General features: G+C 45.9%; 12 protein-coding genes. All 12 read right to left on the bottom strand.

From position 1 onward, the window contains the following. Positions 1 to 341, bottom strand: a 341-nt coding sequence (locus A3735_RS11625; protein WP_156499631.1) for a prepilin-type N-terminal cleavage/methylation domain-containing protein, incomplete at its 3' end; no start/stop codon positions are given. Between the two features lie 95 nt (positions 342 to 436). Beyond that, a complete protein-coding gene (locus tag A3735_RS11620) occupies positions 437 to 1,012 on the bottom strand; it encodes a hypothetical protein (RefSeq protein ID WP_068508285.1) in 576 nt (191 codons plus the stop codon). A 5-nt stretch (positions 1,013 to 1,017) separates the two neighbouring features. Then, positions 1,018 to 2,244: a type II secretion system F family protein gene (locus A3735_RS11615; protein ID WP_068554338.1), complete on the bottom strand. Its 1,227-nt coding sequence runs from the start codon at positions 2,242 to 2,244 to the stop codon at positions 1,018 to 1,020. Between the two features lie 24 nt (positions 2,245 to 2,268). Beyond that, on the bottom strand, positions 2,269 to 4,032 hold the full coding sequence (locus A3735_RS11610; RefSeq protein WP_068509834.1) for a GspE/PulE family protein: 1,764 nt from the start codon (positions 4,030 to 4,032) through the stop codon (positions 2,269 to 2,271). A gap of 12 nt (positions 4,033 to 4,044) precedes the next feature. Beyond that, a complete protein-coding gene (locus tag A3735_RS11605; RefSeq protein WP_068509830.1) occupies positions 4,045 to 5,262 on the bottom strand; it encodes a M48 family metallopeptidase in 1,218 nt (405 codons plus the stop codon). Next, positions 5,259 to 6,173 carry an ExeA family protein gene (locus A3735_RS11600; protein ID WP_068509832.1) on the bottom strand — a complete coding sequence of 305 codons (915 nt, stop codon included), beginning with the start codon at positions 6,171 to 6,173 and terminating at the stop codon, positions 5,259 to 5,261. Before A3735_RS11600 ends, A3735_RS11605 begins: the two co-directional genes overlap by 4 nt. A 49-nt stretch (positions 6,174 to 6,222) precedes the next feature. Next, complete coding sequence (gene mshL, locus A3735_RS11595) at positions 6,223 to 7,884, bottom strand: pilus (MSHA type) biogenesis protein MshL (RefSeq protein ID WP_082870332.1); 1,662 nt, start codon at positions 7,882 to 7,884, stop codon at positions 6,223 to 6,225. 159 nt (positions 7,885 to 8,043) lie between these two features. Continuing rightward, complete coding sequence (locus A3735_RS11590; RefSeq protein WP_068511623.1) at positions 8,044 to 8,418, bottom strand: general secretion pathway protein GspB; 375 nt, start codon at positions 8,416 to 8,418, stop codon at positions 8,044 to 8,046. Beyond that, positions 8,411 to 9,106, bottom strand: coding sequence for a hypothetical protein (locus A3735_RS11585; RefSeq protein WP_068511626.1), 696 nt, complete (start codon positions 9,104 to 9,106; stop codon positions 8,411 to 8,413). Before A3735_RS11585 ends, A3735_RS11590 begins: the two co-directional genes overlap by 8 nt. Further along, positions 9,103 to 9,804: a hypothetical protein gene (locus A3735_RS11580; RefSeq protein ID WP_068511629.1), complete on the bottom strand. Its 702-nt coding sequence runs from the start codon at positions 9,802 to 9,804 to the stop codon at positions 9,103 to 9,105. The genes A3735_RS11585 and A3735_RS11580 overlap by 4 nt, the downstream gene beginning before the upstream one ends. 6 nt (positions 9,805 to 9,810) lie before the next feature. Then, positions 9,811 to 10,728 (bottom strand): hypothetical protein, encoded by a 918-nt coding sequence (locus tag A3735_RS11575; protein WP_082882136.1) that lies wholly within the window; start codon positions 10,726 to 10,728, stop codon positions 9,811 to 9,813. 244 nt (positions 10,729 to 10,972) lie between these two features. Next, positions 10,973 to 11,338, bottom strand: a 366-nt coding sequence (locus A3735_RS11570; RefSeq protein ID WP_082885871.1) for a sigma factor-like helix-turn-helix DNA-binding protein, incomplete at its 5' end; no start/stop codon positions are given.

Genomic DNA, 11,338 nt, shown 5'->3' with positions numbered 1-11,338 from the left:
AATGCCCCCCACAGTGCATTACACTCAGCAGCGGTCATTCCACTGGGGTTGGTGTTACCATTTACGCCTGTTGGCCAGCCATCGACACTAACATCGATAACATTATCTGGTTCACCATATCCAGGTAAGTCTGTAATGGCGGTACGGGTACCGTTTGCCAGCCACTGGGCTCTAACCAGTGAAACCGACGAGGTAAAACTACCACCAGCGCCTTCAACAGCCGATCGATGCGCCTCATCAGAAATCTCAGCAAACTTCGGGAAGGCCACCGCAGCAAGAATAGCTAGCACGGCAATCACGACCACTAACTCAATTAATGTAAAGCCGGACATTTTTTTCATAACTTCAAACTCTCTTCATCAATGTAAATTGAAACCTGTTTTTGAAAACCCGTTTTTGAAAACCAAGTACCTGCTTCAGAAACTGCGCTCATGGTTTACGGCATGAGCTGCAGAACTAATCCTTCATATTCTGAATGTTTATTCGCTTGAACTTTATCCTTTGACAATAGACCAACTACTCTAAATTGCAACCATTGCGAATATCTTTGGCGCTGCCATTCAGGTTCATCGCTAACAATCCTTGAGAACTCCCCCTGCAATTGCGCTCGCAAACTCTCTACTGACACATCGCGCGGCTGATAAGCAATATCTCTTAGTTTTGGGTCAAATACCCAAACACCCGCTAGGTGCTGACTTTCCTCTAAAGCTTGCTCTCCAACATAGTGCGTCACGTCATCCTGAACCCAGTTCATCGGATTTGCGCCCACAAACTCTGCCATTGCTTGCGGCCTATCCTGGGCCACCAGAGATGCCTGCATCAAGGTAACAGCAGCATTGAGTTCTTTAAGCCTATGAATAAACTGTACACGCTCGGCATTCACTAGCTCTTGATTCAAACGTTCAGCCAACCAATTCAAGGCGAACACAATAATCAGAAGGCTCACTGCGACCACAAAATAGCGATTGCCGAAACTGCGCTCATAAACAGTTTTTTCTTCCGCTTTATACACGCTGTCTACCGTCCCATTGCTGCCTGGCCCAAGTCCCAGATTGGCAAGAAGACGCCTAATGCCAAGACCAAGACAATGCCGCCCATTGCAACGATTAATATTGGTTCGATTGCTTCAGACAAGCGCTTTAACGAGTAGTCTGCTTCTTCATCATAAAAGTCTGCCACTTCATCCAATAGGCTATCGATCGAGCCGGTCTCTTCACCAACCGCCATCATCTGCAATACCAAGGGGGTAAATATTTCGGTAGCACGCGCCGTTCTTAATAGGCTATCGCCACGCTCTATTCCCACTTTCATATCAATAATTCGTTTACCGATAAACTTATTCCCCGAGGCCTCCGCTGCAATCGCCAAAGCATGAGTAATCGGCATGCCGGAAGCGAGCATCATGGCAAAGTTTCGGGTAAATCGTGATAAGGCGATCTGTTCAAATAAAACCCCTACTATTGGAAAGCCGAGTTTTTTCCTATCCCAAATATAATTGCCATTCTCCGTCGCCACCCACTGTTTAAAGGCATATATTCCCGCAAAAATAAGACCGATAATCAGCCACCAGTAAGCCAAACAAAACTCAGAGGTCGCCACAAGTATCTGAGTCGGTAGCGGCAGGTCTGCACCAAATTTGGCAAAGACACTGGCAAATTTTGGAATAACGAACAAGTTAACAATAAACAAGGCGATGAAGATCGCAGAAATAACCATGGTTGGATAGCGAGTCGCTTGCTTGATACGTTTACGTGTATCACGCTCCATTTCCAGGCTCTCACTTAATCGTTTAAAGGCTTCCTCAAGTTGACCTGTATTTTCACCTACGTGAATCATACTAATAAACAAATCAGAAAAGACCTTGGGGTGGGCCTGCATGCATGAAGCTAAATTCACACCTGACTCTAGGCGCTGAGAAACATCAAAGAGTGTCTCGCGAAGCACTTCTGACTTGGTTGAATCCGCCAAGCCTTTCATTGCACGTATAATAGGAATACCGGCGCGAGCCAAAGCATTCATTTGCCGACAAAAAATAATCAGCTCATCAAGCGTCACTTTGGGTTTGATCAGCTGTATATTTATACTGCCCAAACTTTTTGACGCTTCCTGCAGCTCACTGATTTGAACCGGAGTAATACCTTTTTTAAGCAGCTCATTGGCAGCAGCTGACTCTGAAGCTATCTCCAGTTCACCGCTAACCTGGGCCCCTTTTGCATCACGCCCCTTGTATTGAAATCGAGCCATTAACCCTGCCACCCTTCAAGTAAGTTACTCATCGAGTTCATCCAGGTCTATTTCCAGCTCATCGTCCAAGCTTGCCCCCAATTCATCAAGGGTTGCAGAAATTCTGAAGACCTCATCAATCGTCGTAATACCCTGACGCGCATACTCTAAGGCGCACCGATCCAAGGGCTCGTAATAAGCATTCATCTTGGCAGCTTCAGCAAAGGCATCCGGGTCTGCACGACGAAGCGCCCCCAAAGTACGATCATCCATTTCTAGCCACTCGTAAATACCTACTCGCCCTTTATAGCCGGTATCACTGCACTGGTAACAGCCGCTTCCAACAGTGAAATTATCTGGTAGGATTTCACCTTCAGCGACCATACTACCTAGCCAGATTCTCTCCTGTTCCGTTGGGTGATACTCGGTCGCACAGTTCGGGCATACCCGTCTGATAAGACGCTGGGCCAGCACCCCGCCCAAAGAACTCGCTACCAAATAAGGCTCTGCGCCCATATCAATCAAACGCATGGCACTGCCAATCGCGTCATTGGTATGCAAGGTCGACATCACCATATGACCTGTCATTGCCGCCCGCAAGCCAATTTCTGCGGTCTCTTGGTCTCGCATCTCACCAACCAAAACAATATCCGGGTCTTGACGCAAACAGGCCCTAAGTACGGTAGAAAAATTCAATCCCACCTTTGGGTTAACCTGTACCTGAGTAATTCGCGGAAGACGATATTCAACCGGATCTTCTGCGGTAATAATTTTTACTTCTGGTTTGTTCAATTCAGATAGCGCGCCATACAAAGTGGTCGTTTTACCACTCCCCGTCGGCCCGGTTACCAGTACCAGTCCATGCGGACGTGTCACTGCGATTCTAAAACGCTCGAGTATTTTGGGGGGCATACCTACCTTGTCCAGCCCCAGAATACCTTCGGTCTGATCAAGAAGACGCATCACCACGGACTCGCCATATTGCGTAGGCATCGTCGATAGACGCACATCCACTGACCGCGCCTTAACCCTAACGTTAAAGCGTCCATCTTGAGGAATTCTTTTTTCGGATATATTTAAGCCCGACATCAACTTCAAACGCAGTACCAGGGCGGCATTGATTCGTGTCTCTTTCATCACCTGCTCTTGCAGAATGCCATCTATACGCTGCCTGATTCGTACCACACTTTCGTCTGGTTCAATATGTATATCAGATGCTCTCGCCTGCACCGCATCTTCAAAAATAGATTGCAGCAGTTTTACAACCGGTGCTTCACTGTCATCTCCGGTCGTGGTTAACTCAGCCAAGTCGAAAGCATCATCTTCCAACTCTTCTTCAAGCTCTCCAGCCAAGTGAGATATTTCTTCTGTTTTACGATAAACCATGTCAATGGTCGTCAAGAGCTCGCTTTCACGAACAACCGCTAGACGTAAAGGCTGGTTGACCGCTCGACCAATCTCATCGAAGGCCATAAGATCCATCGGGTCGGCCATGCCGACTAACAACTCTCCCTGCTGTTCATCTAAGACTATCGCTCTGAAACGTCGTGCTAATGTCTCCGGCAGCTTATTAACCAGGTCGTTATTAAACTGGTAATGACGAAGGTGAACAAATGGCACTTCCAACTGCTGAGACAGTAAATTCAGAAGTTTGTCTTCATCAACATAACCAAGATCGATCAGCGCTTTACCGAGCTTCCTTCCGGTCTTTTTCTGCTCCGATAGGGCCGTCATTAGCTGATCTTCGGTAATAACACCGTTTTGTATCAGCAAGTCACCAATTCGAATTTTCTTTTTCGGTTCACTCATATCTTCACTCAATTACTTTACCGAGGACAGGGCTGTCAGCCGCTGACCGATATAACTCTCTAGCGCACGATTCAAACCAGGCAGGGTCATCGCCTGTTGATAAGCAAATACAGCCTGCCGCCCTTGTTTAAGCTGGTCTGCCGCAATCCCCAAACCAGCCCACCAGTCTGCAACCGTGTCGTTGCTCTGTATAAGCTGACTGTATTGTTCAAACGCTTTGCCTGATTGCCCATTTCGTTGGTATAGCGATGCCATCAATGCAAAGTACTCTGGCATCTTGTCAATATCTGGCAAGGACTGCTCTAGTAAAGCAACGGCGAGCTCAGGCTCCCCTTGCATCAACATCCATCGCGCTTTAACTTGTCTCAGGTCTGGGCTCAATGGCTTACCCGCCCGGCCCAGCAGGCCCGACAGCTCGTTGAAGCGCTGGTCTTGCAGTAAGCGATTTGCCAAAACGCTGAGCGTTTTATCGACAGTCTTGTTCTCGGCAACAAAAGCCTGCATTAAAGCATAAGCTTCTGCTGGCTTACCTATTTCAAATAATGAAATAGCATCTGATGCCATTTTTAAATCAAGTGCAGAGGGAGACAAAACAACACCAAGCGGCTTGGCCTTGGTTTTCGCTTTTGTCTGCAAATTTGGCTCAGCATCAGCTCCCTTGCTAACAGTACTCTTATCAACTTTTGGCTGAGTCACAATATTATCGCTAGCCTTTTTGACTTCACGACTCTCTTTTGCCACAACAGATTTCGTTGCTTTGCTTTCTTCCACGACACTTGTTCGCGCTTTTTTCTCAACAATAGCCGAGGCAACCGGCTCCACTCTTTTCTTTTCTTTTAGCGCAGATTCTTGCAAAACCTGAGTCTGTTTCGTCGCTACAGCAGGTTCGAGTAATTTAGGCCCGGCTATCTGCTTTTCATTTACTGTCTGCTCTTCGACAGGCATTGTCGGCGCTTGCTGTGAAAGCCCTGCTTCCGATTGAACCGCCCGCTCACTATTATTGTCTCTATCTCCAGAGACAACAGTGCTTTCCTCAGTCGACATAAGAATATAAGCAAACAAGCTCGCCACCAGAATGACCAAGACGACCAAAATAAGATCTTTCTGCTTAAAGCTACTTTGTTTGGGCTCGATCATGCTTTCTCGAGACACGCCCGTATCTAGGGAACCGGTTTGCTCAGGGGCTTTACGCTTCTCCAGATCCCTAAGCATATCATTGACTAAACTCATGAAAGCGCTCCAGGTAGAGGCATAGATCGCCACCAGGGTTTATGTGCGCTTTCCGTATCTTTAATCGCTGCTTTCATATGCTTCGCGGTCACTAGGTTTACACCCTCACCAAAGGCGCCCATCAGCGCCTTATGGCATAAAATATTTACCAAGCGAGGAATACCTTTGGATGCACTCACTAATAGTGAAATTGCTTTTGCTTCAAACAAACGACCACCGCTGTATCCTGCCAGGATCATTCGATGAGAAATATATTGTTCGACACCCTCCCTATCGAGCGGGCGAATTTCATGCTGAAACGTTATTCTTTGCTGCAGCTGTCGAAGACTTTTGCTATTCAACATTTCATCCAATTCTGGCTGACCAAAGAGTACAACCTGCATCAGTTTTGCCGATTCCGTTTCCAGGTTGGTGAGCAAGCGCAAGGCTTCTATAGTGTCTTCCGGCATCGATTGCGCTTCATCAATCACCAGAACGACTTGTTTATCGAGTGCAGCCAAGGCCAATAAAGCTTTTTGGATATTTCCCAAAGCCAGTACATGCTGATCTGTTGCAACCGAGCCAAGCTGTTTAGGCTCTTCAATTATTATTTCACTATTTGCCGGACTAGCGCTTTCCAAAGCAGCTTCGAGCTCATCAGAGATCAGGCAATAGAGTGTTGCCGGTGAAAAATGGGGGTTAGGCAAGTAGACAGTAACGAAAGGGTCTTCGAGAGAGTTTAAAAGTTTCCTACACAGTAAAGTCTTACCGGTACCGACTTCTCCGGACACTTTGATAAAGCCTTCTTTGTTATTCAAGGCCCATAACAGCATTTCCAAACCGTGTTGATGCGTCTCCGACTTGAGAAAGAAGTGAGTGTTTGGGGTCAATGTGAATGGCGCTTCATTTAAGCCAAAAAAGGACTCGTACATATCAAGTTGCTCTATTTTAGACGACAAGTCTTATACTTAAGTCCAAACCTCAATAAAAACTGGTTTGGACAGGTGCAGCCATTACATCTCTAAACTCGCCAAAACGGTCTCGGCTTGCTTTGATATCCTGACGAATGACTCGACGGTTCGTCACCGTTGGGCGAAGCAAGATAACCAACTCGGTTTTCTCAGACTGTTCGCCTTTTTGCTTGAATAACTCTCCAACCAAAGGAAGCTCAGACAGGAAAGGCACGCTGGAATTATTATCCGAACTTCGATTTTGAATCAGGCCACCGATCACAACAATCTGACCATTTTCTGCCGTAATAATACTGTCAGATTCTCGAATACTCGAAAATGCCAAAGGCAAATCCAAGTCCTGACCACCGACTGAAATAATTTTCTGCTGATCTTCCACCTTACTAATTGTTGGGTGGACATGAAGAATAATCTTGCCATCTTCACTAATCTGAGGCGTCACATCCAAGGCAATTCCCGAGAAGAAAGGTGTCAAATCAATGTCTGTAGACGTAGAGTTCGAATCACTATTAGATTCAAAATCGATATCTGTTACAAAGTACTCATCACTTCCTACTTTTATCACAGCTTTCTGGTTATTTACCGTTGCGATGCGAGGGCTGGACAATACCTGAACATTTCCTTGAGTGCCTAGCAGGTTGATCGTGGTATCAAAGTTACCTAGCTTTATTGTCGAGGCGAAAACACCTCCTACATCTCCAGACGTCACCTGACGTGCGAGCTGGGTAAAATTCACACCATTTTTCGGGTTGCCCGATGAGTCCAAACTATCACTTGCACGTGAGAAGCTCCAGTCGACACCTTGCTGATATCCTTCATTCAAGCTCACTTCTAATATCTTCGCTTCAAGAATAACCTGGCGTTGAAGTATCAACTCTGAGCTTTCCAAGTAACGCTCCACCGAAGCAAGCGTGTCGCTATCAGCACGTACGACGGCCATACCTGTGCTTGGAGTAATCACAACAGAGTTGCCTTCTTTACTACCAATAATCAGCTGTAATGTACTTTCCAGACGCTGCCAGAAATCGTTCTGGTTAGTGGTCGCAATACGAGTTCCGAAACCGCTGCTTTGCGTACTAGCACTGCCAGAATCTGAGTCGGAGTCACTTGAGGAAGAGCTTCCTCCACTTGAGTTTTGAGTAATTTGTCCAGAGCTAACGCGCGTCTCACTATCGCCGTTTCGGTTTACATTCAGATAGTTTATTTGAAAGATCTGGGTACGAAGCCCGGCAGGGAAGACCTTTATAAGTCGGCCTGACTCCTCATATTCATAACCATAGATATCTTTGGCAATGCTCATCACTTCAGATACCGTTACATCCCTGAGTTGCAAGCTAATACTGCCACTAACATCAGGATGAACAACCATATTTTTATTTGTACCGTCTACAAGGCCGGCAAAGAAATCCCGTGCCGGAACATTGTTCACGCCAATATCAAAGCGCGGCTCAATTTTTCCTATTGCACTATTGTAATTACCAATTTGTGGCGTTAGTGCGTCAACAACAGCAAGCGGCACTTCTTCATTCGCATGGGGAGATAAAGGCTCATTCTGCTCATCAAGCGCCTCATCCAAGGTATCGTTTATCTGATCAACCGCCGACGTGGTGTTCGCGGTTGGTGTCTGGAGCAGCGCATTTTTATTCGCACAGGCAGATAGAATTAAGCACATACAAAATGCCAGTAAACTGTGGGCACCTTGTTTTGTTACTTGATACGAGCCTTTTGACCTTACCATGTTGTTCTCACTTCTGTACTTTTGAGCCTGCCACAATCATGTAGCTATAGGCTTTATATCGCAGACCAAACCTTAGCTTAGGCCCGCTTAAAGTTATTTTCGAATTTGTTTGATTTTATTGAGGTGCAAAACGACTTCTCTTCCGTCATACACCAACGAGACAGACTCCGACGAAATTCTTCTTACTTTCGCACCGGAAACAAAGTCTCCTTCATACACTTTTTTGCCATTGATCATTGCTCGGCGGTTATCCCCTGCGCTCATTATATAGTTGAGAGAGAAGTTCGGCATACGGCGCTTGGTTTTCGCGGCAGCCTTTCTCTTTTCCCCATACGGCGCTGTTGGGTCAGACAAGACCTCACCGCCAGGCAAACTATAAGTTTGTTTGGCGGACAGCGACAATGAAGCGCTTAAGCATAAGCCAAACACTAATACTAAAGAGCTCTTGTAAATTGTAGTTTTAAACACCGATCCAGTCCTCTTCCAGGCTCAGAGTACTGAGCTGAACTTTTATCGTCGCATTAGGGTACCGATCAACTTTATAACTCAGCATTCTCCAGTAAAAGCCGCTCAAGCTTTCTAATTGCTGTAAATATTCAACCGTCTGGAAATAAGTTCCTCGCAATTCCATTTCAAAGCCATGCGTAAATATAACCGCCTGAGGCTCTGCAGAAATGGCGCTATCATTAGTCTTATCTGATTCGTCTGTGGTACTCCCCAAACTCACGTTCAAGGGCTCTACCGGTAGATTTTTGGCACTTAGCAAGCTCAAGCCTTTGTAGTCAGATAAGACCTTTTTCATAAGGTTTGCCATATCTTCAGGCGCAACCAGGTTACTCATACGCTGCCCTATCTTTAAACGTAAGCCCTGCAGGCGCTCTTTTAATTGTTCTTGCTCTTGCCTTAGTGCTGCATTCGGGTCGTGAGCCAAAGCTGAAGTCAGCTCACTGAGCCGATTACTTTGCTCAACAGTTTCTTGTGTCAACGATGCTTTGTTGGCTAAGTTAGCTTTGTGCTTTTTTTCATAATCAGCGAAGCCTGTCTGCAGCCAAATAAAAGCAATGATCACCACAGCAGTACCCGCCATAATTGCCCGTTCTCTAAGGCTTAGGTCGGCTGTTTTATCACGTAGTTCGTACCATTTCTCAAGGTTCATTTCTGGCCTCCTTCTTGTTCTACAGAAGAACCAGCCGAGTCTTTAGCATAGTTGAGTATTGCTTCACTGCTATCAAGACGAGAAAGTAACACCTCAGGTGCTGCAGTGTGCTCTTCAGAGCGCAAAGAGAAATTCAACCAATGTCTCTTCCCTTCGTGTTTTTCAAGTTCAAACAATGTAAATGTACGCCCCAGGAGGCTGTCTTCCTGACGAAGCTTTTGCAAATACTCGGGCACCAAGTCACCGTTCAGGGTAATGCCTTCAATATGCATCTCCTTTCCTGAGGAGCCAATAATTATTGAGTTCAACCATAGTTTATCTAAGTTCTGGCGTGCAAGTGAGAGCAGAATATTAGAAAAGCCTTCATCATCTTTAACTACAACCGTATCTAGCATTTCGATCATTCGTTGACGAGCTTCAGCTTTAGCGTGCAAACGCTGATTAGCGGCGACTAATGACTCATCTTTTCTCATGCGTTTAGCTTTAACGCTTAGTGTTTCAAGGCGCTTTGCCATTTCTTCATTCTTTGATTTGATTACTTCAAGCTCTTGAGCTTCCTGCTTTAAGCTATGGCTAAGCCACAAGCTGACACCAATGAGCAAGAGCAAGGTGACAACAGGCAGAAGTATAATTTGTTCGAGTGGTAACTTTACGCGTTTTGGTTTGAAAGCGTCGGTATAGAGGTTTACTTGTTGCATATTGCTCTACCCCTCTCTCAATGCACTGGCGAGCGCGACAAAAGCTTGAATTTCTTCAAGGCCCAGATTTGCCTCGTCCTGCATAAACAAGGACATATCAAGCGGTTCGACTCTGGCGCCAATACTACCACCAAGCATATTTGCTAATGGCATATTGGGTGCAGGGCCCATCAGTGCAACCGTTTGCGGAGGAACTTGAGCCATCTGGCTTTCAAAGTAATCAAATGAGCGCTGGATTTCTAAAGATAATTGCTGAATAACCGAGTTTTGCTGCGCGACATCGTTCAGCGCTTGTAAAGAAAAGTCAAAATGCCTGGAAAAGTAAAGCGTGTCACCTTTAACCAACACAATCATTCCAGCACCGTGACGAAGATATAAAACCGCAACGGGTCTTTGATCATCACCTGCTAGTCGCAAGGCAATATTCCTAATCGCTAGCTCTGAGATCTCAATTGTTTCTAGTTCCAAACCAGACTTATTGACGAGATTCACGGTATCCTGGATTAAAGCTGACCGACTGGAAACAACATTCACCTGTTCCGGACGTCCTTTTAGGGCATCCTGAGGAAAATCATAGACATCCAGCACCGCATCGTTTACGTCATAGTCGAGTAGGTCTTTTAGCTTCCAGCGAACGGCATCGACGAGTTCACTCTCTTCAACTTTTGGCTTCTCGATAGGGTAAACTCGATACTGATCTGCCGGCAAAACGACGCGACAAGTTGCACCGTCGAGGCCATGCTCTTCAACAAGTGACTCCAGCACTGATACACGCTCTGCCGCATTGCACTCACGATAATCACACAATGTAATGAGCGCATTTTTGCCTTCATTTTTCGAAGCGACAGCAAGAGCTATACCGCTGGAGCGAACTTCCAGCCCTACTACTTGAGCTTTCGATTTCTTTTTAAATAGCGAAAACAAATACCTGCCCCTAGATCTAAATAAGCCCCTGAATCGGAGCGCCACCAGCCTTTTTAAAGCTTTTAGTTAGAATAGTTCAGTAAGTTACTGTTTGCAAAAGTTTTATACCACATAGAATTCAACATTAAGACCCAGACTCAGCAGCAGCGAATTTTAAAACTGTAAATGCAAAAATCCCCACCAAAGGCGGGGATTTTTTACTTACTCTGATGCCTGCACAAAATTTGCGGCATACATAAGAAGCTTAGAAGCAACTATTAAACAAGGTTTCGCCATTTAAGCCCTGCTTCTCAAGGATATCTCTGAGTCGCTTAAGTGCTTCAACCTGAATCTGACGAACTCGCTCGCGAGTTAGACCAATCTCTTTACCAACCTCTTCCAAGGTGCTCATACGGTAGCCACGAAGACCAAAGCGACGAGAAAGAACTTCTTGCTGCTTACCAGACAACTGATCCAACCAGCCATCAATGCTACCTTTAAGGTTACTATCCTGCAGCAACTCTGCAGGATCAGACGCTGACTCATCAGCAACTGTATCTAGTAATGATTTGTCGCTACTGCCGCCGATAGGCATATCAACAGAGGCAACACGCTCGTTCAAGCCCAACAT

The organism is Oleiphilus sp. HI0061, assembly GCF_001635675.1.
Note: the sequence above shows the minus strand (reverse complement) of the source record. Positions and strands in the feature narration are given on the sequence as shown.

Coding starts and splice junctions, on each gene's coding strand:
- A3735_RS11615 (WP_068554338.1), bottom strand. CDS start 2,244: ATGGCTCGATTTCAATACAAGGGGCGTGATGCAAAAGGGGCCCAGGTT.
- A3735_RS11610 (WP_068509834.1), bottom strand. CDS start 4,032: ATGAGTGAACCGAAAAAGAAAATTCGAATTGGTGACTTGCTGATACAA.
- A3735_RS11605 (WP_068509830.1), bottom strand. CDS start 5,262: ATGAGTTTAGTCAATGATATGCTTAGGGATCTGGAGAAGCGTAAAGCC.
- A3735_RS11600 (WP_068509832.1), bottom strand. CDS start 6,173: ATGTACGAGTCCTTTTTTGGCTTAAATGAAGCGCCATTCACATTGACC.
- mshL (WP_082870332.1), bottom strand. CDS start 7,884: ATGTGCTTAATTCTATCTGCCTGTGCGAATAAAAATGCGCTGCTCCAG.
- A3735_RS11585 (WP_068511626.1), bottom strand. CDS start 9,106: ATGAACCTTGAGAAATGGTACGAACTACGTGATAAAACAGCCGACCTA.
- A3735_RS11580 (WP_068511629.1), bottom strand. CDS start 9,804: ATGCAACAAGTAAACCTCTATACCGACGCTTTCAAACCAAAACGCGTA.